Annotated in this window: 17 protein-coding genes; 16 read left to right on the forward strand and 1 reads right to left on the reverse strand. The window is 30.7% G+C overall.

Going from position 1 to position 24,231, the window contains the following annotated elements:
• The first annotated feature begins 45 nt into the window (after window positions 1-45).
• The 14 genes from OW763_RS08740 to pyrE all read left to right on the forward strand — a co-directional run bounded on the left by OW763_RS08740 (window position 46) and on the right by pyrE (window position 16,737).
• Window positions 46-1,593 carry an acyl CoA:acetate/3-ketoacid CoA transferase gene (locus OW763_RS08740; protein WP_272507384.1) on the forward strand — a complete coding sequence of 516 codons (1,548 nt, stop codon included), beginning with the start codon at window positions 46-48 and terminating at the stop codon, window positions 1,591-1,593.
• Window positions 1,594-1,636: 43 nt separating this feature from the next.
• The gene (locus tag OW763_RS08745) at window positions 1,637-3,016 is read left to right on the forward strand and encodes a GntP family permease (RefSeq protein WP_268041071.1); all 1,380 of its coding nucleotides are present in this window, start codon (window positions 1,637-1,639) and stop codon (window positions 3,014-3,016) included.
• 289 nt (window positions 3,017-3,305) lie between these two features.
• Window positions 3,306-3,731 (forward strand): MaoC family dehydratase, encoded by a 426-nt coding sequence (locus OW763_RS08750; protein ID WP_268040728.1) that lies wholly within the window; start codon window positions 3,306-3,308, stop codon window positions 3,729-3,731.
• 372 nt (window positions 3,732-4,103) lie between these two features.
• Complete coding sequence (locus OW763_RS08755) at window positions 4,104-5,651, forward strand: acyl CoA:acetate/3-ketoacid CoA transferase (protein WP_272507385.1); 1,548 nt, start codon at window positions 4,104-4,106, stop codon at window positions 5,649-5,651.
• Between the two features lie 103 nt (window positions 5,652-5,754).
• Window positions 5,755-7,134: a GntP family permease gene (locus tag OW763_RS08760; RefSeq protein WP_268040729.1), complete on the forward strand. Its 1,380-nt coding sequence runs from the start codon at window positions 5,755-5,757 to the stop codon at window positions 7,132-7,134.
• A gap of 442 nt (window positions 7,135-7,576) precedes the next feature.
• Window positions 7,577-9,124, forward strand: a complete 1,548-nt coding sequence (locus OW763_RS08765; protein ID WP_272507388.1) for an acyl CoA:acetate/3-ketoacid CoA transferase — start codon at window positions 7,577-7,579, stop codon at window positions 9,122-9,124.
• 109 nt (window positions 9,125-9,233) lie between these two features.
• Window positions 9,234-10,616 (forward strand): GntP family permease, encoded by a 1,383-nt coding sequence (locus OW763_RS08770; protein WP_268040730.1) that lies wholly within the window; start codon window positions 9,234-9,236, stop codon window positions 10,614-10,616.
• A 390-nt stretch (window positions 10,617-11,006) separates the two neighbouring features.
• Window positions 11,007-11,933 (forward strand): aspartate carbamoyltransferase, encoded by a 927-nt coding sequence (pyrB, locus tag OW763_RS08775; protein WP_268040731.1) that lies wholly within the window; start codon window positions 11,007-11,009, stop codon window positions 11,931-11,933.
• Window positions 11,933-12,352: an aspartate carbamoyltransferase regulatory subunit gene (locus OW763_RS08780; RefSeq protein WP_268040732.1), complete on the forward strand. Its 420-nt coding sequence runs from the start codon at window positions 11,933-11,935 to the stop codon at window positions 12,350-12,352. Before pyrB ends, OW763_RS08780 begins: the two co-directional genes overlap by 1 nt.
• 61 nt (window positions 12,353-12,413) lie before the next feature.
• Window positions 12,414-13,601 carry a dihydroorotase gene (locus tag OW763_RS08785; protein ID WP_268040733.1) on the forward strand — a complete coding sequence of 396 codons (1,188 nt, stop codon included), beginning with the start codon at window positions 12,414-12,416 and terminating at the stop codon, window positions 13,599-13,601.
• Between the two features lie 29 nt (window positions 13,602-13,630).
• A complete protein-coding gene (gene pyrF / locus OW763_RS08790) occupies window positions 13,631-14,482 on the forward strand; it encodes an orotidine-5'-phosphate decarboxylase (RefSeq protein WP_268040734.1) in 852 nt (283 codons plus the stop codon).
• A gap of 40 nt (window positions 14,483-14,522) precedes the next feature.
• Window positions 14,523-15,257, forward strand: a complete 735-nt coding sequence (locus OW763_RS08795; protein ID WP_272507391.1) for a dihydroorotate dehydrogenase electron transfer subunit — start codon at window positions 14,523-14,525, stop codon at window positions 15,255-15,257.
• Complete coding sequence (locus OW763_RS08800) at window positions 15,250-16,146, forward strand: dihydroorotate dehydrogenase (protein ID WP_268040735.1); 897 nt, start codon at window positions 15,250-15,252, stop codon at window positions 16,144-16,146. The genes OW763_RS08795 and OW763_RS08800 overlap by 8 nt, the downstream gene beginning before the upstream one ends.
• 15 nt (window positions 16,147-16,161) lie before the next feature.
• On the forward strand, window positions 16,162-16,737 hold the full coding sequence (pyrE, locus tag OW763_RS08805; protein ID WP_268040736.1) for an orotate phosphoribosyltransferase: 576 nt from the start codon (window positions 16,162-16,164) through the stop codon (window positions 16,735-16,737).
• A gap of 36 nt (window positions 16,738-16,773) precedes the next feature.
• Here pyrE and pflB read toward each other — a convergent pair whose 3' ends face one another.
• Entirely contained in the window at window positions 16,774-19,020 is a 2,247-nt protein-coding gene (pflB, locus tag OW763_RS08810; protein ID WP_268040737.1) for a formate C-acetyltransferase, read from the reverse strand.
• Between the two features lie 796 nt (window positions 19,021-19,816).
• Here pflB and carA point away from each other — a divergent pair.
• Together carA and carB are read left to right on the forward strand one after the other, a co-directional pair.
• Window positions 19,817-20,902 carry a glutamine-hydrolyzing carbamoyl-phosphate synthase small subunit gene (carA, locus tag OW763_RS08815; RefSeq protein ID WP_268040738.1) on the forward strand — a complete coding sequence of 362 codons (1,086 nt, stop codon included), beginning with the start codon at window positions 19,817-19,819 and terminating at the stop codon, window positions 20,900-20,902.
• Between the two features lie 23 nt (window positions 20,903-20,925).
• Window positions 20,926-24,117, forward strand: a complete 3,192-nt coding sequence (gene carB, locus OW763_RS08820; protein ID WP_268040739.1) for a carbamoyl-phosphate synthase (glutamine-hydrolyzing) large subunit — start codon at window positions 20,926-20,928, stop codon at window positions 24,115-24,117.
• The last annotated feature ends 114 nt before the right edge of the window (window positions 24,118-24,231 follow it).

Below are 24,231 nucleotides of genomic sequence, written 5' to 3' on the forward strand. Positions count from 1 at the left end.
GTAGAGAAATTGAATAAAAGTAAATTTGTAAGGGAGGTATATAGTATGATTTCAAAAGTAAAAAGTATTGAAGAAACTATCTCAATGATTAAGGATGGCGATACTATAGCAGTAGAAGGGTTTATTGGTATAGGACACCCTGAAAAAATTACCGCAGAAATTGAAAAGAAATTTTTAAATGAAAGCAGTCCTAAAAATTTAACTTTAGTTTATGCAGCTGGTCAAGGTGATGGTAGAGATAAAGCATTAAATCACTTAGGACATGAGGGGTTACTTTCAAAAGTAATAGGTGGACATTGGAATCTTGCTCCAAAGATTCAAAAATTAGCATTAGAAAACAAGATAGAAGCTTACAATCTTCCTCAAGGAACAATTACTCATATGTTTAGAGATATTGCAGGAGGTAAGATAGGAACAATTACTCATGTTGGATTGAAGACGTTTGTAGATCCAAGAGTTGAAGGTGGAAAATTAAACGAGATTACAAAAGAAGATATAGTAAAAGTAGTTAATATTGATGGACAAGAACGTTTATTATATAAAGCGTTACCAATAAATGTTGGAATAATTAGAGGTACTTATGCAGACGAAAAAGGAAACATATCTTTAGAAAAAGAAGCGGCTACATTAGAAGCAGTTTCAATAGCACAAGCAGCTAAAAATTCAGGTGGTATTGTTATAGCACAAGTTGAAAAAGTAGTTGCTGCAGGAAGTTTAGATCCAAGATTAGTTAAAATTCCAGGCATATATGTGGATGCAGTTGTAGTAGCAGATGATGAATCAAGTATGCAAACACCAAGTGAAGAATATAATCCATCATATGTAGGAGAAATAAGAATACCTTTAAATAATGTAGAACCAGCACCACTTAATGAAAGAAAGATAATAGCAAGACGTGCAGCTATGGAATTACCTAAAAATGCAGCAGTAAATTTAGGAATAGGAGTTCCAGAAGTGGTTGCAGCAGTAGCTAACGAAGAAGGAATAGGAGATACAATGACACTAACAGTAGAAGCTGGACCAGTTGGCGGAGTACCAGCAGGTGGTTTAAGTTTCGGAGCATCTACAAATGCAGAGTGTATTTTAGATGAACCATATCAATTTGATTTCTATGATGGCGGCGGACTAGATGTTGCATTCTTAGGATTAGCTCAATGTGATAAAAAAGGAAACATAAATGTTAGTAAGTTTGGACCTAAAATAGCTGGATGTGGTGGATTTATTAACATAACTCAAAATGCTAAAAAAGTTGTTTACTGCGGAACATTTACAGCAGGCGGATTAAAAGTAGCTGTTGATGAAGGCAAATTAGTTATAAATCAAGATGGACGAGCTAATAAATTTATTGAAAATGTAGAACAAATTACATTCAGTGGAGAATATGCTGTAGAAGTAGAACAACCTGTTCTATATATAACAGAAAGAGCTGTATTTGAACTTAGAAAAGAAGGATTAGTTCTTACTGAAGTGGCACCAGGGGTTGACTTAGAAAAAGACGTATTAGGCAGAATGAATTTCAAACCAATTATTGCTGAAGACCTTAAGTTAATGGATGAAAGAATTTTCAAAAATGAGCTTATGGGACTTAAATAAGAAATAAGGTTTATTATATATAAGGAAAGGAATGATAAAAGATATGGTAGGAGTTATAGGAGTTATAGTATCATTAGTACTTTTAATGTACCTTGCGTACAGAGGAATATCAGTACTTGTTCTTGCACCGGTTTTAGCAATGTTTGCAGCATTGATGAGTGGAGGAGTTAGTGCTCATGTAATGGCAACATATACAGAAATATTCATGAAAGCATTTGCGGGATATGCTAAATCATATTTCCCAATATTCTTACTAGGAGCAATTTTTGGTAAGTTAATGGATGATTCAGGAGCAGCTAAAGCAATTGCACATGCAATAGCTAATAAATTGGGTAAAGATAAAGCAATTATGGCAGTTGTATTGTCATGTGCAGTACTAACATATGGTGGAGTTTCACTATTCGTTGTTGCTTTTGCGGTATTCCCAATAGCAGTATCTTTGTTCAAAGAAGCAGATATACCAAAGAGATTAATACCAGGTTCAATTGGATTAGGTGCATTTAGTTTTACAATGACAGCACTTCCAGGAACACCACAAATACAAAATGCAATTCCAATGCCATATTTTGGAACTGATGCATATGCTGCACCGGTTTTAGGTATTATTGCTGGTATATTAATGTGTGGTGGTGGTTTATTATGGTTAACACACAGAGCTAAGTCAGCTAAAGCAAAAGGTGAAGGTTATGGAGATCACCCAGATGAAGTAGTAAATGAAATAGATGCAAGCAAACTTCCATCTTTCTGGACTTCATTAATCCCAATAATTGTAGTGTTAGTTCTTAACTATGTATTAGGAAGAGTATATTTCCCAGGAACTGATGGAACGTATTTAGCAGATTATGGTACTAAATTATCAAAAGTTACAGGTATTTGGAGTTTGATTATATCATTAGTTGTGGCAATCATACTTACTATAGTTTTAAACTTTAATAGATTGAAAGATACTAAAAAAACAGTTAATCAAGGTGCAATAGGTTCACTTCTTGCAATAACTAATACATGTTCAGAAGTTGGATATGGAAATGTTATAAAATCACTTGCAGCATTTGCTATAATCAAAGGAGCAATTCTTGGAGTATCAAGTAACCCATTGATTTCAGAAGCAATATCAGTTAATGTACTTGCAGGTGTAACAGGTTCAGCATCAGGTGGTATGAGTATAGCCCTTGAAGCGTTAGGAGCACAATATATGGACATGGCTAAGGCCGCAGGTATAAATCCTCAAGTGCTTCACAGAATAGCAGCATTATCATGTGGTGGATTTGATACATTACCACATAATGGAGCAGTTATAACATTATTAGGAATATGCGGATTAACACATAAAGAATCATATAAAGATATTGGAATGTGTTCACTTGTAATTCCAGTATGTACATTAGTAGTAATAGTAATGCTTGCAACTTTTGGCGTAGTTTAATAGTAAAATATATAATGATTTAAATAGATAAGGGTATGAACTAATATTAGTTTCATATCCTTATCTATTTGAGAAATTTTAAGGCGCTGTTTACAATAAAACTTGCATTTTGCATTTGAAATTTTTAATTATATAATTTCTTCATTTAATTACCCTTTTAAGTTTATTTACAAAAAAGATTGCGTAAATAATTAATAAAAGAAGGAAAAATAATATTTATGAAGAAATTGATAATTAATAATGTAATGTATAAATTTACAAAATAAAAAATTAAAGGAGGTCTTTTTTTATGATAGGAAAGACAATAGATCAAATCCAAATAGGTGATAAGGCTTCATTTACAAAGACTATGTCAGAAACAGATGTATATTTATTTGGAGGAATTTCAGGAGATTTAAATCCAGCACATTTTAACCAAGTAGAATCTGAAAAAACAATGTTCAAGGGTAGAATATGTCATGGAATGTTGGTTTCAAGTTTAATTTCTACAGTACTTGGAATGTATCTTCCAGGACCAGGAACAATATACATGGGTCAAGAACTTAGGTTTACTGCTCCAGTAAGAATGGGAGACACAGTAACAGCAACAGCTGAAGTTATAGAAAGAAATGAAGAAAAAAACAGATTGGTTCTTAAAACAACTGTAACTAACCAAGATGGAAAAGTTGTTATAGATGGTAAAGCTAAAGTAATGCCTCCAAGAGCATCAAAGTAAAATAGAAATAAAGTATAGATTAATAAGCGTTTTTATATGTGGTGAACATATAAAAGCGCTTATTTTTGTTAATATAACAAGTGAATAATTAAAATTTATGACTAATCCAATTTACAGAAAAAGTGAAAAATCTATTTAAATTTATAAAAATACTGAAGAAATTATAAAAATTGACATATTATATAATAGTTGGTATACTTGTTACCGAAAGTAAAAACATTTTTAAATATAGATTAATTATTATAAGTATAATAAATCAAAAATAATTATAAGTGTATTTTTATAATTAAAAAATATATTTATAATTAAAAAATATATTTACAAAATAAATTTAAATTAACAAAAATAATAATTTTTATGGGGGGATACTATATGATTTCAAAAGTAAAAAGTGTTGAAGAAACTATCTCAATGATTAAGGATGGCGATACTATAGCTGTAGAAGGCTTTATTGGTATAGGACACCCTGAAAAGATTACTGCAGAAATTGAAAAGAAATTTTTAAATGAAAGCAGTCCTAAAAATCTAACTTTAATTTATGCAGCTGGTCAAGGTGATGGTAGAGATAAAGCATTAAACCACTTAGGACATGAAGGGTTACTTTCAAAAGTAATAGGTGGACATTGGAATCTTGCTCCAAAGGTTCAAAAATTAGCATTGGAAAATAAAATACAAGCCTACAATCTTCCTCAAGGAACAATTACTCACATGTTTAGAGATATTGCAGGAGGTAAGATAGGAACAATTACTCATGTTGGATTGAAGACGTTTGTAGATCCAAGAGTTGAAGGTGGAAAATTAAACGAAATTACAAAAGAAGATATAGTAAAAGTAGTTAATATTGATGGACAAGAACGTTTATTATATAAAGCGTTACCAATAAATGTTGGAATAATTAGAGGTACTTATGCAGACGAAAAAGGAAACATATCTTTAGAAAAAGAAGCGGCTACATTAGAAGCAGTTTCAATAGCACAAGCAGCTAAAAATTCAGGCGGTATTGTTATAGCACAAGTTGAAAAAGTAGTTGCTGCAGGAAGTTTAGATCCAAGATTAGTTAAAATTCCAGGCATATATGTGGATGCAGTTGTAGTAGCAGATGATGAAACAAGCATGCAAACACCAAGTGAAGAATATAATCCATCATATGTAGGAGAAATAAGAATACCTTTAAATAATGTAGAACCAGCACCACTTAATGAAAGAAAGATAATAGCAAGACGTGCAGCTATGGAATTACCTAAAAATGCAGCAGTAAATTTAGGAATAGGAGTTCCAGAAGTAGTTGCAGCAGTAGCTAACGAAGAAGGAATAGGAGATACAATGACACTAACAGTAGAGGCTGGACCAGTTGGTGGAGTACCAGCAGGTGGTTTAAGTTTCGGAGCATCTACAAATGCAGAGTGTATTTTAGATGAACCATATCAATTTGATTTCTATGATGGCGGCGGACTAGATGTTGCATTCTTAGGATTAGCTCAATGTGATAAAAAAGGAAACATAAATGTTAGTAAGTTTGGACCTAAAATAGCTGGATGTGGTGGATTTATTAACATAACTCAAAATGCTAAGAAAGTTGTTTACTGCGGAACATTTACAGCAGGCGGATTAAAAGTAGCTGTTGATGAAGGCAAATTAGTTATAAATAAAGATGGACGAGCTAATAAATTTATTGAAAACGTAGAACAAATTACATTCAGTGGAGAATATGCTGTAGAAGTAGAACAACCTGTTTTATATATAACAGAAAGAGCTGTATTTGAACTTAGAAAAGAAGGATTAGTTCTTACTGAAATAGCACCAGGAGTAGACTTAGAAAAAGATGTATTAGGAAGAATGAACTTTAAACCAATAATAGCTGAAAATCTTAAGTTAATGGATGAAAGAATTTTCAAAAATGAGCTTATGGGATTAAAATAAAATTATTATTTTTTAAAGTATTAAATTTCTAGGGAGTATAGATACTTCCTAGAAATTTAATCATGTATAAATATAATAGATATAAAGAAAGGAAGTATTCAAAATGGTAGGAGTTATAGGTGTAATAATATCACTTATATTATTAATGTATCTTGCATACAGAGGAATAACTGTACTTGTTCTTGCACCAATCTTAGCAATGTTTGCAGTGATAATGAGTGATGGTGCTAATGCCCATGTAATGGCAACATATACAGAAATATTCATGAAAGCATTTGCGGGATATGCTAAATCATATTTCCCAATATTCTTACTAGGAGCAATTTTTGGTAAGTTAATGGATGATTCAGGAGCAGCTAAATCAATTGCACATGCAATAGCGAATAAATTAGGTAAAGATAAAGCAATTATGGCAGTTGTATTATCATGTGCAGTATTAACATATGGTGGAGTTTCATTATTTGTTGTTGCTTTTGCAGTATTTCCAATAGCAACATCATTATATAGAGAAGCAGATATACCAAAGAGATTAATACCAGGTTCAATTGGATTGGGAGCATTTAGTTTTACAATGACAGCACTTCCAGGAACACCACAAATACAAAATGCAATTCCAATGCCATACTTTGGAACTGACGCATATGCTGCACCAACTTTAGGTATTATCGCTGGTGTATTAATGTGCGTTGGTGGTTTGTTATGGTTAACATATAGAGCTAAAAAAGCTAAAGCGGCAGGAGAAGGTTACGGAGACCATCCAGATGAGGCGGTAAATGAAATAGATACAAGTAAGCTTCCACCTTGCCTTCTTTCATTATTGCCAATAATTGTAGTGTTAGTTCTTAATTTTGTGTTAGGAAGAAAATATTTTCCAAATACAGATGGAACATATTTAGCAGATTATGGTACTAAATTATCAAAAGTTACAGGAATTTGGAGTTTGATTATTGCATTAGTTGTGGCAATCATACTTACTATAGTTTTAAACTTTAATAGATTAAAAGATACTAAAAAGAGTGTTAACCAAGGTGCTATAGGTTCACTTCTTGCAATAACTAATACATGTTCAGAGGTTGGATATGGAAATGTTATAAAATCACTTGCTGCATTTGCTATGATCAAAGGAGCAATTCTTGGAGTATCAAGCAACCCATTGATTTCAGAAGCAATATCAGTTAACGTATTAGCTGGTGTAACAGGTTCAGCATCAGGTGGTATGAGTATAGCCCTTGAAGCTTTAGGAGCACAATATATGGAAATGGCTAAAGCTGCAGGTATAAATCCTCAAGTGCTTCATAGAATAGCAGCATTATCATGTGGTGGATTCGATACATTACCACATAATGGAGCAGTTATAACATTATTAGGAATTTGTGGATTAACACATAAACAATCATATAAAGATATTGCTGTATGTTCGGTTGTAATTCCACTATGTGTACTTGTAATAGTAATAATACTTGCAAATATGGGAGTCGTTTAAGAAATATATAATTTTATAGTGTGTCAAATAGATGCTGAATTTAATATTAATTCAGTGTCTATTTTTATTTTGAGATATAAAAATATATCAGGATTTTACAAAACGATTTTAAAGTATATTACAATAAATACAATTATTGACAAATAAAAAAATAATTGCTATAATGTTTTCGAATAGAAGAATATCATACATTTAATAGTGCTAGTTTATTTTTAATAATAAAGCATAATTTATGAATTATACATCATATCCATAAAACTAAAATTCTAAATATTCTCAATGCAATACTTATAGAAGCATAATATAATCCTATTAAAAAAATTATTTTTAATAGGATTTATATACTAAAAACAAGAAAGGAATGATGGTAAAAAGATTAGCTATATTATTAATAGTTAAAATATTAAAAAAACTTAAAACAAAAATATGGGGGTATTAAAACATGATTTCAAAAGTAAAAAGTGTTGAAGAAGCTATCTCAATGATTAAGGATGATGATACTATAGCGGTAGAAGGTTTCATTGGCATAGGACACCCTGAAAAAGTTAGTTTAGAAATTGAAAAGAAATTTTTAGGTGAAGGTAGTCCTAAAAACTTAACTTTAATTTATGCAGCTGGTCAAGGCGATAGTAAGGATAAAGCATTAAACCACTTAGGACATGAAGGATTGCTTGCTAGAGTAATAGGTGGGCACTGGAATCTTGCTCCAAAGGTTCAAAAATTAGCATTAGAAAACAAGATAGAAGCTTACAATCTTCCTCAAGGAACAATTACTCATATGTTTAGAGATATTGCAGGAGGTAAGATAGGAACAATTACTCATGTTGGATTAAAAACATTTATAGATCCAAGAGTTGAAGGCGGAAAATTAAATGAAATTACAAAAGAAGATATAGTAAAGGTAGTTAATATTGATGGACAAGAACGTTTATTATATAAAGCGTTACCAATAAATGTTGGAATAATTAGAGGTACTTATGCAGATGAAAAAGGAAATATATCTTTAGAAAAAGAAGCGGCTACATTAGAAGCAGTTTCAATAGCACAAGCAGCTAAAAATTCAGGTGGTATTGTTATAGCACAAGTTGAAAAAATAGTTGCGGCAGGAAGCTTAGACCCAAGATTTGTTAAAATTCCAGGAATATATGTGGATGCAGTTGTAGTATCAGATGATGAATCAAGTATGCAAACACCTAGTGAGGAATATAATCCATCATATGTTGGGGAAGTAAGAATACCTTTAAATGATGTAAAACCAGCACCACTTAACGAAAGAAAGGTAATAGCAAGACGTGCAGCTATGGAATTACCTAAAAATGCAGCAGTAAATTTAGGAATAGGTGTTCCAGAAGTCGTTGCAGCAGTAGCTAATGAAGAAGGAATAGGAGATACAATGACACTAACAGTAGAGGCTGGACCAATTGGTGGAGTGCCAGCAGGTGGTTTGAGTTTTGGAGCATCTACAAATCCAGAATGTATTTTAGATCAACCATATCAATTTGATTTTTATGATGGTGGTGGATTAGATGTTGCGTTTTTAGGATTAGCTCAATGTGATAAAAAAGGAAACATAAATGTTAGTAAGTTTGGTACAAGAATAGCTGGATGTGGTGGATTTATTAACATAACTCAAAATGCTAAAAAAGTTGTTTACTGCGGAACATTTACAGCAGGTGGCTTAAAAGTAGCTGTTGATGACGGAAAATTAGTTATAAATCAAGATGGACGAGCTAATAAGTTTATTGAAAACGTAGAACAAATTACATTCAGTGGAGAATATGCTGTAGAAGTAGAACAACCTGTTTTATATATAACAGAAAGAGCTGTATTTGAACTTAGAAAAGAAGGATTAGTTCTTACTGAAATAGCACCAGGAGTAGACTTAGAAAAAGATGTATTAGGAAGAATGAACTTTAAACCAATAATAGCTGAAGATCTTAAGTTAATGGATGAAAGAATTTTTAAAAATGAGCTTATGGGACTTAAGTAAAAAATAATAAATTTTATATTTAAATTTTTAATTTTCTATGAAGCATTTATGCTTCATGGAAAATTAAAAAAAGAAATAATAGAAAAATAAGAAAGGAATGATAAAAGATATGGTAGGAGTTATAGGAGTTATAGTATCATTACTACTTTTGATGTACCTTGCATATAGAGGAATAACAGTACTTATTCTTGCACCGGTTTTAGCAATGTTTGCAGCAATTATGAGTGGTGGAGCTAGTGCTCATATTATGGCAACTTATACAGAGATATTTATGAAGGCTTTTGCAGGATATGCTAAATCATATTTCCCAATATTTTTACTTGGAGCAATTTTTGGTAAGTTAATGGATGATTCAGGAGCAGCTAAAGCAATTGCCCATGCAATAGCTAATAAATTGGGTAAAGATAAAGCAATTATGGCAGTTGTATTGTCATGTGCAGTACTAACATATGGTGGAGTTTCATTATTCGTTGTTGCTTTTGCAGTATTCCCAATAGCAGCACAACTATATAGAGAAGCAGATATACCAAAAAGATTAATACCAGGTTCAATTGGATTAGGTGCATTCAGTTTTACAATGACAGCACTTCCAGGAACACCACAAATACAAAATGCAATTCCAATGCCATACTTTGGAACTGACGCATATGCTGCACCGGTTTTAGGTATTATAGCTGCTATATTAATGTGCGGCGGCGGTTTGTTTTGGTTAAATTATAGAGCTAAGTCAGCTAAAGCAAAAGGTGAAGGTTATGGAGATCATCCAGATGAAATGATAAATGAAATAGATGTAAGCAAATTGCCATCTTTCGGGATTTCATTATTACCAATAATCGTAGTGTTGGTTCTTAATTTTGTGTTAGGAAGAATATATTTTCCGGGAACTGATGGAACATATTTAGCAGACTATGGTACTAAATTATCAAAAGTTACAGGTATTTGGAGTTTGATTATATCATTAGTTATAGCAATTATACTTACTATAGTTTTGAACTTAAATAGATTGAAAGACACTAAAAAAACAGTTAATCAAGGTGCAATAGGCTCACTTCTTGCAATAACTAATACATGTTCAGAGGTTGGATATGGAAATGTTATAAAATCACTTGCAGCATTTGGTATAATTCAAGCTGCAATCCTTGGAGTATCAAGTAATCCATTGATTTCAGAAGCAATATCGGTTAATGTATTAGCAGGTGTAACAGGTTCAGCATCAGGTGGTATGAGTATAGCACTTGCAGCATTAGGAGAACAATATATGGAAATGGCTAAAACAGCAGGGATAAGTCCAGAAGTGCTTCATAGAATAGCAACATTAGCATGTGGTGGATTTGATACATTACCACATAACGGAGCAGTTATAACATTATTAGGAATCTGTGGACTAACACATAAACAATCATATAAGGATATTGGAATGTGTTCAGTTGTAATTCCATTATGTGTACTTGTAGTTATATTAATACTTGCAAGTTTAGGATTACAAGCTTAAAAAATTTAATATTTATCTAAAAAATATATGAGTCTTATTTTAAGGCTCATATATTTTTGATTTTTATTATGGTAAAAATTTTAAGGTGCTTGTTTTAGGACAACTAAACTAAGTGTAAATGACTAATTTTAATAATATTGTTATACAATATTATTAAATAGGTATTGCAATTATCATATTTATATGATAAAATTACTTAAAATCGAATGATAATTATACCTTTAATTTGGTACGAGATACTGAGAAGGTGATGGCAGCCAGTAGTTTTGATTTGTGTGAAATTTTGTGGCTGTAAATAAATATAGTATATTTATGCCTTCTCATATCTGGGAAGGCATTTTTTATGTTACCTTTAAATTTAGTTCAGCGAGACTAAGAAGGAGGAAGAGTATGTTAAAAGGAAGAAGTTTAATTGATCCAAGAGATTTTACAGTAGAAGAGCTTAAAGAAATATTTGATTTGGCAGATGATATTATTGCAAATCCTAAAAAATATGCTAAGATTTGTGAAGGAAAGTTATTAGCAACACTTTTTTATGAGCCTAGTACTAGAACAAGATTGAGTTTTGAAGCTGCTATGCTAAGATTGGGCGGAAAGGTTTTAGGATTTTCAGATTCAAGTTCTAGTTCAGCTTCAAAAGGAGAAAGTATAGCAGATACTGTAAGAGTTGTTGAATGCTATGCGGATATAATTGCAATGAGACATCCTAAAGAAGGTGCAGCAACAGTTGCAACTATGAATTCAAAAATACCTGTTATAAATGCTGGTGACGGAGGTCATCAACATCCTACTCAAACATTAACAGATCTACTTACAATTAGAAGAATAAAAGGCGAATTTTCAAATCAAACAATTGGGATTTGTGGAGATTTGAAATTTGGTAGGACAGTTCATTCATTAGTGAAAGCCTTATCTAGGTATAAAAATAACAAGTTTGTTTTAATCTCACCAGAAGAATTAAAAATTCCAGATTATATAAAGAAAGAAGTATTAGAAAAAAATAATATAGAGTTTGTTGAAGTTGAAAAATTAGAAGACGTAATTAGTGATTTAGATATACTTTATATGACTAGAGTTCAAAGAGAAAGATTTTTTAATGAAGAAGACTATGTAAGACTTAAGGATAGCTATATATTAAATGAAGAAAAAATGAAAAGTGCAAAAGATGATATGATTATCCTTCATCCCCTTCCAAGAGTCAATGAAATATCATGTGAATTGGATAATGATTCAAGAGCACGTTATTTTGAGCAAGCTAGAAATGGAATGTTTGTTAGAATGGCATTAATGGCTAAACTTTTGGGGGTGTGTGAATAATGTTAAATATAGATAGTATCAAAAATGGAGTGGTAATTGACCATGTAAAAGCAGGAAATGGATTGAAAATTTTTAACTATCTAGATTTAGATAAAGCAGAGTTTTCAGTAGCACTTATAATGAACGTTTGTAGTAAAAAGTATGGAAAAAAAGACATAATTAAAATAGAAAATAAAATTGATATAGATTTTACGGTATTAGGACTTATAGATTCTAATATAACAATTAGTATTATTGAGAACCAGAAAACAAAAGAAAAGATAAAACTAAAGCTTCCTGCAGAAGTTGAAAATGTAATAAAATGCAAAAATCCTAGATGCATAACTTCTATAGAAAAGAATATTCCTCATCAGTTTTACCTAGTAGACGAAGAAAGTAAAGAATATAGATGTAAGTATTGTGATGAATCATATAGATAAAAAATCTATAATTAAAAAGTTTATCAGTTTACAAGGTTAAAAGAAAGGAGAAATATTACGTATGGAAGTTTTAATTAAAAATGTTAGAGTAGTAGATTGGGCACAGGATTTTTATGGAGATATATATGTAAATGAAGGCAAAATTTTTGAAATAGGAAAAAATTTAGATAAAAATTGTGAAATTATAGATGGAAAAGGAAAAGTACTTTTACCAGGGTTTGTAGATATGCATGCTCACTTTAGAGAACCGGGTTTTACTCATAAAGAGAATATATTAACAGGAAGTATGGCAGCAGTACGTGGTGGATATACTATGGTTAATCTTATGGCAAATACAAATCCTGTTTGTTCAGATATGGAAACAGTTAATTATGTAATTGATAAAGTTAATAAAGTAGGACTTGTTGATGCTCATCAAGTAGTTTCTATTACTAAAAATCTTGACGGAAAAGATTTAAGTCATTTGGAAAAAATAGATTCAAAGGTTAAGTTTATTTCTGATGATGGTAAAGGTGTGGCAGATAACAAGATAATGTTTGAAGCTATGATTAAGGCAAAAGATAAAAACTTAATAGTAATATCTCATGCAGAGAATCCAGAAATGAGCAACATTGATATGAGAATGGCAGAAAACATGATGACTTGGAGAGATATATCACTTGCTAAATTTACAGGATGTGAACTTCATATGGCACATGTTAGTACAAAAGAGGCTATGCATGATGTTATTGAAGCTAAAAAACAAGGAGCTAGTGTAACGTGTGAGGTAACGCCGCATCATTTGGCTTTAACAGAAGATGATGTGGAATACAGAGTTAATCCTCCAATAAGAAATAAAGAAGATGTAGAGTTTCTAATTAAGAGTATTAAAGAAGGGTTTGTAGATGTTATTGCTACAGATCATGCGCCACATACCTATGAAGATAAAATAAAAGGTTCACCTGGAATATCGGGTATAGAAACATCTTTTTCGGTGTGTTATACAAAGCTTGTAAAAAAAGAAAATATATTATTAAGTAGATTATCAGAATTGATGTCTAAAAGACCAGCAGAAATTATGGGAGTTAGTAAAGGACAGATTGCTATTGGATATGATGCGGATTTAGTTCTAGTAGATTTAGAAAAAGAGTACATCATAAGCTCAGAGGAATTTGTATCAAAAGGAAAAAATAGTCCTTTTAATAAAAAAAAGGTTTATGGAGAAATTTTGATGACAATAAAAGGTGGAAAAACTGTATATAGCAAATAGATGAGATTAACTAATAAGGTGGGATATGAATGATAATAGATAAATTATATGAAGTGGTTGAAAATAAAGGGAACGTTTGTGTTGGGTTGGATACTTCTTTAGAGTATATTCCTAAGTGGTTTTTAGATAAATTTATTAACATAGAAGATGCTATTTTTGAATTTAATAAAAAAATAGTAGATGCAACAATAGAGCATACAGCATGTTATAAAGTTCAAATAGCATATTACGAAGCATATGGAATAAAAGGATTAATGGCATATAAAAGAACATTAGAATATGTAAGAAAATTAGGAAGTATAGCTATTTCGGATGTTAAAAGAGGTGATATCTCTAAAACAGCAGAAATGTATGCAAAAGCTCATTTTGAAGGAGATTTTGAAACTGATTTTATAACAGTAAACCCATATATGGGAATGGATAGCATAGAACCATATATGGATTATATTAAGAATAAAGAAAAAGGACTTTTCGTTTTGATAAGAACTTCAAATAAAGGCTCGAAGGATTTTGAATATATTGAAAGTAATGCTAAAAGAAAAGTTTATGAAGTTGTAGGTGAAAAGGTTCAAAAGCTTGGAGAAGAAGTTACAGGTAAGTGTGGATACACTTCTATAGGTGGAGTAGTTGGATGTACTACTGCTATAGATGGAAAAGAAATACGAAATAAATTTGATAAAACATTTTTCTTAATACCTGGTTTTGGAGCTCAAGGCGGAGGGGCAGAAGAAGCTAAGGTTTATTTAAAAGAAGGTAATGGAGGAATTGTAAATTCTTCAAGAGGAATTCTTTTAGCTTATAAAAAATACGAAAATGGTGCAGAAAGATTTGATGAGTGTGCTAGAGCAGAAGTTATAAAGATGCAGAAAGCGTTGAGATAAGTTTAAATTTCAAACTAAAAGAGATTGAGGTGGAATACGGATGATATGTTCACAAGAGAGAGTTGTTGAAAATATAGAAATTTCTCCGGGTATATTTAAGCTTACGGTAAAAGGAGAATTTGAAGCTAAATCTGGACAGTTTTATATGCTAAAATGTTGGGAAGATGGTCTTGTTCTTCCTAGACCTATTAGTGTACATGAGTTAAATGAAAATGGAATAACATTTTTATATGCTGTTGTTGGAAAAGGTACAAATCTTTTAAGTAAATTAAAAAAAGAAGATGAAGTTCAAATTATGGGACCTTTAGGGAATGGATTTGATGTTGAAAAAATTAAAGGAAAGATTGCTGTTGTATCAGGGGGAATTGGAATTGCTCCTATGCATTATTTGATAAAAAATCTTAAAGATTGTGATATAGATTTATATGCAGGGTTTAAAGCTGTGGATTATTCTGTGGATAATGTGGAAAAAAATGTAAATGAAGTCAAGATATCCACAGAAATGGGAGATATTGGACATAAAGGTTATATAACTGAGTTGTTACAACCTGAGAAATACGATTTGGTTATAGGTTGTGGACCAGAACCTATGATGGAAAGAGTTATCAATATGTGTAAAGAAAAAGATGTTCCAGTATATGTTTCAATGGAGAACAGGATGGCTTGTGGAATTGGAGCCTGTCTTGTATGTACTTGTAAAACTAAAGATGGTAATAAAAGAACATGTAAAGATGGACCAGTTTTTGATGGAAGGGATTTGATTTTTAATGATTAGTGTGAACTTATGCGGAGTAGAGTTAAAAAATCCTGTTATTGCTGCATCAGGCACCTTTGGTTTTGGAGATGAATATGGACAATTATTTGATGTATCAAAACTTGGTGGAATTTGTACAAAAGGTCTTACCATAAATAAGAAAGAAGGAAATGATGGAATAAGAATACACGAAACTGCTAGCGGAATTATGAATAGTGTAGGGTTACAAAATCCTGGAGTTGATAATTTTATTAACAATGAATTTAAAAAAATGAAACAGTTGGATACAGCAATAATTGCTAATTTAGGTGGAGGTACTATAGAAGATTATTTACTAGGAATAGAAAAATTAAATAATATAGATGTAGATATAGTAGAACTCAACATTTCTTGTCCAAATGTTAAACATGGAGGAATGGCTTTTGGCATAAAGTCAGATATAGCATATAAAGTTGTATCTGAAGTGAAAAAGGTTTGTTCAAAGCCACTTATGGTGAAGTTATCACCAAATGCAGAGAATATAGTTGATATGGCATGTAAATGCTGTGAAGCTGGAGCAGATTCTATTTCTATGGTAAATACCTTTAAAGCTATGGCGATAGATATAAAAAAGAGAAAATCTGTGTTTAATAATATATCTGCTGGACTTTCTGGACCAGCTATCAAACCTATTGCTTTAAGAATGGTATATGAGGTGTGTAAAGAAGTAGATATACCTGTAGTAGGAATTGGTGGAATAAGCAGTGCAGAAGATGCAATAGAATTTATAATGGCAGGAGCACATGCTGTGCAAGTAGGAACTGCAAATTTTATAAAACCAGATATTTGTCTTGATATTATTAATGGAATTCAAAGCTTTATGAAAGAAGAAGGAATTAAAAATATTAGTGAAATAAAAGGAATACTATAAGAGGAGGAATAAAACATGGCAAATAACATAAATGTAACAGAAATATTAAAAGAAGTAGGGGCATTATTAGAAGGGCATTTCTTATTATCTTCAGGAAGACATAGTGATAAGTATTGTCAATGTGCTAAATTATTGCAATATCCAGAAAAAGCAGAGAAGGTATTAAGTGTAGTAGCAGAAAAAGTTAAGAATTTAGATGTTGATATAGTATTAGGACCGGCAATGGGCGGAGTGATTGTTGCTTATGAACTTGGAAGACAATTAAATAAACCTGCAATTTTTACTGAAAGAGTAGATGGAAAAATGGCATTAAGAAGAGGATTTGAAATAAAGCCAGGTCAAAAAGTGTTAATAACAGAAGATGTTGTAACTACTGGAAAGTCATCTCTTGAAACAGCAGAAGTAATAAAGGAATTAGGTGGAGAAGTAATAGGTGTTTGCTGTATAACAGATAGAAGAAATGGAGCGGATTTTGAATATCCAATATACAGTGCTGTAGAACTTGAGGTAAAGAGCTATAATGTTGAAGAATGTCCATTGTGTAAGCAAGGATTAGAATATGTAAAACCAGGAAGCAGAAAGATAAAATAATAATATATAAAAAAAAGTGCCTTTTGGCACTTTTTTTTATATATTATTGTGGAATGTTCTTTTGATAACTTCAAGCTGTTGCTCTCTTGTAAGTCGGTTAAAGTGTACAGCATAACCTGATACTCTTATTGTAAGAGTTGGGTATTTGTCTGGATTTTCCATAGCATCCATTAAGGTTTCAGGATTTAGCACATTAACATTCAAATGGAATGCACTTTGAGAGAAATAGCCATCTAAAATATTTACAAGATTTATTATTCTAGTTTCATCATTCTTACCAAGTGCATCTGGTACAATTGAGAATGTATTTGATACACCGTCTTGACACCAGTCTCTATAAGGAATTTTAGCAACTGAATTAAGTGAAGCTAGAGCACCGTTAATATCTCTTCCATGCATTGGATTAGCTCCAGGAGCTAATGGCTCACCTTTTTTTCTTCCATCAGGAGTTGAACCGGTTTTTTTACCATAAACTACATTTGAGGTTATAGTTAAAGCTGATAAAGTATGTTCAGCATTTCTATAAGTAGGATGTTTCTTTAGTTCAGATGAAACTTTTTTAACTAATTCTACTGCTATATCGTCAACTCTATCATCATCATTTCCGAATTTAGGATAATCACCTTCAATTTCAAAATCTATTGCAATTCCCTCTTCATTTCTTATAGGTTTAACTTTAGCATATTTAATTGCACTTAAAGAATCAGCAGCGCAAGATAATCCAGCTATACCAAATGCCATAAATATATGGACTTTAGTATCATGCAGACACATTTGACTTGCTTCATATGCATATTTATCATGCATATAATGGATAGTATTCATTGTGTTAACATATAGATCAGCTACGTATTCTAAAACTTTCCAATAATTTTCTTTGATTTTATCATAATCTAAAATTTCATCTTTAATTTCAGGTATTTCAGGTACAACTGTTATTAAACTACCATCATCTTCTCTTTTCATTTCATCAATACCCATATTTATTGCATAAAGTAGTGCTTTAGCAAGGTTGGTACGTGCACCGAAGAACTGCATTTGTTTACCTACTTGCATTGCTGATACACAGCAAGCTATAGCATAGTCATCACCATATATAGGTCTCATTATATCATCATTTTCATATTGAATTGAATCAGTTTTAATAGACATTTTAGCACAATACTTTTTGAAGTTTTCAGGAAGCTTTTCTGACCATAATACTGTCATGTTTGGTTCAGGACCTGGACCTAAATTAGTCAAAGTGTGTAAAAGTCTAAAAGCGGTTTTTGTAACTAGTGGTTTTCCATTAATACTTATTCCACCAATTGCTTCTGTTATCCAGTTAGGATCTCCAGCAAATAATTCGTTATATTCAGGAGTTCTTAAATGTCTTATAGATCTTAATTTTATTACAAATTGATCTATTATTTCTTGAGCTTCTTCTTCAGTTATGATACTGTTTTTCAAGTCTCTTTCAATGTAAATATCTATAAATGTACAGTTTCTACCAAGAGACATTGCAGCACCATTGTTTTCTTTAGCTCCAGCCAAATAACCGAAATATAAAAATTGAACTGCCTCTTTTGCGTTTTTAGCTGGTTCACTTATATCTATATTATAAGAAGCTGCTAAATTTTTAAGTTTTTTCATAGCTTCTATTTGTTCAGAAACTTCTTCGCGAAGTCTTATCATTTCTTCTGTAGCAGGTCCCTTTAAATTTTTAAAATCTTCATGTTTTTGTTTTATTAAAAAGTCCATTCCATATAAAGCTATTCTTCTATAGTCTCCAATTATTCTTCCTCTTCCGTAAGCATCAGGTAGACCACTTAATAATCCAACGTGTCGAGCTGTTCTTGTTTCGTGTGTATAAGCATCAAAAACACCTTGGTTATGAGTTTTTCTAAATTCATTAAAGGTTTCTTTCAATCCTTTTTTTAGTTCATATCCATATTCTTTTAGAGATTGTTCAACCATTCTCATACCACCATATGGATTAGCAAGACGCTTAAAAGGGGTATCAGATTGAAAACCTACAATTACTTCATTTTCTTTGTCTAAGTACGCAGGTGGAAATTTATCTATTCCTGAAAAACTTTCTGTTTCAATATCAAGTACGCCTTTTTTTATTTCTTCAATAATTAAAGAATGTGTTTTATTCCATATTTTTTTTGTTTTTTCTGTGGGAATTGTTAAAAAGCTTTCATTACCTTCATATAAACAATAGTTTTTTTGTATAAAATTTCTTACATCTATGTTTTCTGTCCAATTGCCAATATTAAATTCTTCCCAATGTTTCAACATTAAAAAACCTCCTTGTTATATAACTTTAAATTTAAGTATAATAGTAATAGCCATAAAAATATGGTACACTCTTATAAGTTATTATATTTAGATTATACGATAAAAAGTCAAAAAAGTTAATGTTTTTTTAAAAAAAATATTAAACTTACGAAACATGACGTATATTACAATAATAATAAATTTGAATGTTCGGTATTTTAAGAAAAATTTAATTTAATAATAAAGAGTTTATAATTTATAATCTTTTAAATTATAAACTATAAACATTGACATGTGTATTTATTTTTGATACAATTGTAAAAACAAAATAAATGCATTAATCCTTTAAAGTAGTCCGAGAGACTAATAAGGTACTGGTAAATGATTATAGACTATATATTATAGTTTTATAAATATTGCAGTATTCTTCTGTACTCTAGACAGAAGTTTTTTTATTATTATTAACAAAAATAAATTTAAAAATTGAATATGTTCGTACCTTTAATTTGGTCCAGAGAGGCTGAAAAGGTAATTAATAATCAGATAATAGATTATAAAAACCTTCTGCGCTCTTAAGCAGAAGGTTTTTTTGTGCATATATGCTATTGACAATAAAATTTTAAAATGATAACCTGTGTATAAATATAAAACAAAATGTATAAAAATAAAATAAATACAGCAATAAAAAGCTTGGTTAAATATTATAAAACAAGGATAATGATATTGGAAAATGAAAATGCCGTATTTATTTATACACAAAATATGCATAAAATTAATTGGTATGAATATATTTGTAATTATAAGGAGGTAGTATAAAATGAATGCTACAGTATATCTTGAAGATGGAACAATTTTTAATGGTAAGGGATTTGGAAAAAGAGGTACATCTGTAGGTGAGTTGGTTTTTAATACTTCAATGACAGGATACCAAGAAATAGTTACGGATCCTTCATATGCAGGACAAATTATAAATATGACTTATCCTTTAATTGGAAATTATGGAGTTAATAAAACAGAAAATGAATCTAAAAAAATATATGCAAAGGGACTTATAGTTAAATCAATATGTGAAAGTCCATCAAATTTTATGAATGAAAAAACTTTAAGTTCAATGTTAGAAGAAATGGGTATTGTTGGAGTACAGGGTTTGGATACAAGAAGTATAACTAAGAAGATAAGAAATTCAGGTACTATGAAATGCGTAATTACAACTGAAAATTTAACAATTTCAGAGTTGGAACAATATATTAAAAATTATGATTCTAGTAAAAATTACGTTCAGGAAGTTAGTACGGAAAAAATATATAACATAAAAGGAAAAGGACATAAAGTGGTTTTAATGGATTTTGGAGCAAAAGCAAACATAATAGAAAATTTAAAAAATAGGGGATGTGATATAACAGTAGTTCCCTATAATACTAGTTTAAAAAAGATAATGGAGATTAATCCTGATGGAATAATGTTAAGCAATGGACCAGGAGATCCAAAAGATGTTCCAGAAGTTGTAGAAACGGTTAAACAGCTAATTAAATATAAGACTACTTTTGGAATTTGTTTAGGTCATCAGATAATTGCACTTGCTTTGGGCGGTAATACTTATAAAATGAAGTTTGGACACAGAGGTGGCAATCATGGAGTGTATGATATAGAAAAGGATAAGGCATATATAACATCTCAAAATCACGGATATGCTGTAGATAGAGACAGTATAAAAAATAAAGATATAATAATTACTCATACAAACTTAAATGATGATACAGTAGAGGGAATGAAGCACAAGTTTTTACCAGTATTTTCGGTACAGTTTCACCCAGAAGGAGCACCAGGACCGATAGATTCAGCATATTTGTTTGATAAATTTATTTCTAATATGGATAACAGTATCGAAGAACAAGCAATATAGTATAAAACTTAGGAGGTAAAACTATGGCATTAGATAAAAATTTAAAAAAAGTTATAATTTTAGGTTCTGGACCAATAATAATAGGACAAGCAGCTGAATTTGATTATTCAGGAACGCAAGCTTGTAAAGCTATAAAAGAAGAAGGAGTAGAAACTATTTTAGTAAATAGTAATCCTGCTACAATAATGACTGATATGAATATGGCAGATAAAGTTTATATTGAGCCGCTAAAAGTAGAGGTTGTAGAAAAAATAATTGAACAAGAAAGACCGGATGGAATACTTGCTGGATTTGGAGGACAAACTGCATTAAATCTAGCAATGGGATTACAAGAAAAAGGAATATTAGATAAATATGAAGTTAAGCTTTTAGGAATTAACAGTGAATCAATAAAAAAAGCTGAAGACAGAGAGAGTTTTAAAGAATTAATGCTAGAAATAGATGAACCAATTCCAGAAAGTACAATTGCAGTAAATATGGAACAGTGTAAAGAATTTTTAGAAAAAAATGGACTTCCAATTATAATAAGACCTGCTTATACTCTAGGTGGAACAGGTGGAGGAATAGCGGAGACTACAGAAGAATACTGGGAAATATGTGAACTAGGATTAAAAATGAGTCCTATAAATCAAATATTATTAGAACAAAGTGTAGCAGGATGGAAAGAGCTTGAATATGAAGTTATAAGAGATAAAAAAGATAACTGTATTATAGTATGTAATATGGAAAATATAGATCCAGTAGGTGTTCATACAGGAGATAGTATAGTTGTAGCACCTTCTCAAACTTTAAGAGATAGTGAATACCATATGCTTAGAAACTCTGCACTTAAGATTATAAGAAACTTAAAAATAGAAGGTGGATGTAATATACAATTTGCACTAGATCCTGATAGCAAGAAATATATAGTTATAGAAGTTAATCCAAGAGTTAGTCGTTCAAGTGCTTTAGCATCTAAGGCAGCAGGTTATCCAATAGCTAAAATATCAGCTAAAATTGCTATGGGTTATAGCTTAGACGAGCTTAAAAACTATGTAACAAAAAGTTCAAGTGCTTGCTTTGAACCAGCTTTAGATTATGTTGTGGTTAAAATGCCTAAATGGCCTTTTGATAAGTTTAATACAGCAGAAAGAAGACTTGGAACTCAAATGAAAGCTACAGGAGAAGTTATGGCTATAGATAGAAACTTTGAAAGTGCATTTATAAAAGCTATAACATGTCTTGAAAGCAACATTGTTGGGTTAAGGCTTAATAATGGAGAGAGTCTTACAAATGAACAACTAATATCAAAAATCAAAATGCAAGATGATGAAAGGCTCTTCGCTATATCGGAAGCATTAAGAAGAGGAATATCTATAGATGAAATTCATGAAATCACTAAAATTGATAAGTGGTTTTTAAATGGAATAAATAAGATTGTTAAAATAGAGAAAAGATTAGAAATGAAAGTTGTTGATGATGAACTTATTTGCGAGGCAAGTACGTTAGGATTTACAGATGAACAAATAAGTAAATTATCAAATGTAGAAGTTAGACAAATAGAGGCTGTAAAAAAGATAAAAGATATTTATCCAGTTTATAAAATGGTTGACACTTGCAGTGGGGAATTTGAAGCACAAACTCCTTATTATTATTCATGTTATGAAAGTGAAGATGAAAATATAGTATCAGACAATGAAAAAATAATGGTGGTAGGTTCTGGACCAATTAGAATAGGTCAAGGAATAGAATTTGATTATTGTTGTGTACATGGAGCTTGGGCTATAAATAAAGCTGGTTACGAATCGATTATGGTTAATAATAACCCAGAAACAGTAAGTACTGATTTTGATACTTCAGACAAACTTTATTTTGAGCCACTGTATATTGATGATGTTATGAGTGTTATTAGAAAAGAAAAACCTAAAGGAGTTATACTTCAATTTGGAGGCCAAACATCTATTAATTTAGCAGAAAAGTTATCTGAAAGAGGTATTAATATACTTGGAACTAGCTTTGAATCAATAGACCTCGCAGAAGATAGAGAAAAATTTAGAAAGTTACTTGAAAAATTAAATATAAAGACACCTACAGGACATTCTGCTGAAAATATAGAAGAAGCCTATGAAGTTGTGGAGAAATTAGGATATCCTGTTATTGTAAGACCGTCTTATGTAATAGGTGGACGTGCTATGGAAGTAATATATGATAAAATAGCTCTAGAAAAATATATGAAGGAAGCTATAAGTTTAAGCAACGAGCATACTATACTTATAGATAAATATGTTAGAGGTACTGAAATAGAAGTAGATGCTATAGCTGATGGAGAAGATATTTTAATACCAGGTATTATGGAGCATATCGAAAGAACGGGAGTACATTCAGGAGATAGTATTACAGTATATCCTTATGTAACTCTAACCGATGATACAGTTAATAAATTAGTAGAAACTACTAAAAAAATAGCAAAAGCTTTAGAAACAGTTGGACTTGTAAATATTCAATATGTTTTTGATGGAAAAGAACTTTATGTAATTGAAGTGAATCCAAGAGCGTCAAGAACGGTTCCTATATTAAGTAAGGTTACTGGAATACCAATGGTTAATATAGCTGTACAAACTATGTTAGGAAATAAATTAAAAGATATGAATTATGGAACAGGACTTAACAAAAAGAGTAAGCTACATGCTGTTAAAGTTCCGGTATTTTCAAATGAAAAACTTGCAGATGTAGATACCTATTTAGGACCAGAAATGAAGTCTACAGGAGAAGTTTTAGGAGTTGACTATGATTTAAACAAAGCAATATATAAAGGTTTTGTAGCAGCAGGTATGGATATTAGAACAACTGGATCCGTATATGTTTCACTTAAGGATGTTGATAAAGTAGAAGGTATAGATATAATAAAACAATATTACGATTTAGGCTTTAAAATATATGCATCAAAAGGTACTGGTAAAGTTTTAAAAGAAAGTGATATTGAATGTGATATATTAGAAAATGATGAATTGTTTAAGTTTATAAATGAAGAAAAAATTAATTTAATAATTAATACTCCAACTAAGGGAAATAATCCTATTAGTTTAGGATTTAAGATCAGAAGAAAAGCAGCTGAATTTAAAATACCAGTTTTCACTTGTATAGATACTGCAAAAATATTTTTAAAGACTATAAGGCTTGTTAGGGATAATGAAAATATTGAATACAGGTCTTTAAACTGCTATTTTACTGAATAGTAGATATAAATTATATGTAATAAAAAAAAGACTTAAGAATTTTGAATTCTTAAGTCTTTTTTTGTATAATAATATTTGTATAAAAGTAGAGAATAGTAGTGTGTATGAGAACAT

The sequence above is a fragment of the Clostridium aestuarii genome, from assembly GCF_026735135.1.
GTDB classification, from domain to species: domain Bacteria; phylum Bacillota; class Clostridia; order Clostridiales; family Clostridiaceae; genus Clostridium_H; species Clostridium_H aestuarii.

Bases quoted from the DNA above. Each gene is read 5' to 3' on its own strand.
- pyrF (WP_268040734.1), top strand. From the start codon at position 13,631: ATGATAATAGATAAATTATATGAAGTGGTTGAAAATAAAGGGAACGTT.
- pflB (WP_268040737.1), bottom strand. From the start codon at position 19,020: ATGTTGAAACATTGGGAAGAATTTAATATTGGCAATTGGACAGAAAAC.
- OW763_RS08745 (WP_268041071.1), top strand. From the start codon at position 1,637: ATGGTAGGAGTTATAGGAGTTATAGTATCATTAGTACTTTTAATGTAC.
- OW763_RS08800 (WP_268040735.1), top strand. From the start codon at position 15,250: ATGATTAGTGTGAACTTATGCGGAGTAGAGTTAAAAAATCCTGTTATT.
- OW763_RS08785 (WP_268040733.1), top strand. From the start codon at position 12,414: ATGGAAGTTTTAATTAAAAATGTTAGAGTAGTAGATTGGGCACAGGAT.
- OW763_RS08780 (WP_268040732.1), top strand. From the start codon at position 11,933: ATGTTAAATATAGATAGTATCAAAAATGGAGTGGTAATTGACCATGTA.
- OW763_RS08770 (WP_268040730.1), top strand. From the start codon at position 9,234: ATGGTAGGAGTTATAGGAGTTATAGTATCATTACTACTTTTGATGTAC.
- OW763_RS08740 (WP_272507384.1), top strand. From the start codon at position 46: ATGATTTCAAAAGTAAAAAGTATTGAAGAAACTATCTCAATGATTAAG.
- carA (WP_268040738.1), top strand. From the start codon at position 19,817: ATGAATGCTACAGTATATCTTGAAGATGGAACAATTTTTAATGGTAAG.
- OW763_RS08765 (WP_272507388.1), top strand. From the start codon at position 7,577: ATGATTTCAAAAGTAAAAAGTGTTGAAGAAGCTATCTCAATGATTAAG.
- carB (WP_268040739.1), top strand. From the start codon at position 20,926: ATGGCATTAGATAAAAATTTAAAAAAAGTTATAATTTTAGGTTCTGGA.
- OW763_RS08795 (WP_272507391.1), top strand. From the start codon at position 14,523: ATGATATGTTCACAAGAGAGAGTTGTTGAAAATATAGAAATTTCTCCG.
- pyrB (WP_268040731.1), top strand. From the start codon at position 11,007: ATGTTAAAAGGAAGAAGTTTAATTGATCCAAGAGATTTTACAGTAGAA.
- OW763_RS08750 (WP_268040728.1), top strand. From the start codon at position 3,306: ATGATAGGAAAGACAATAGATCAAATCCAAATAGGTGATAAGGCTTCA.
- OW763_RS08755 (WP_272507385.1), top strand. From the start codon at position 4,104: ATGATTTCAAAAGTAAAAAGTGTTGAAGAAACTATCTCAATGATTAAG.
- OW763_RS08760 (WP_268040729.1), top strand. From the start codon at position 5,755: ATGGTAGGAGTTATAGGTGTAATAATATCACTTATATTATTAATGTAT.
- pyrE (WP_268040736.1), top strand. From the start codon at position 16,162: ATGGCAAATAACATAAATGTAACAGAAATATTAAAAGAAGTAGGGGCA.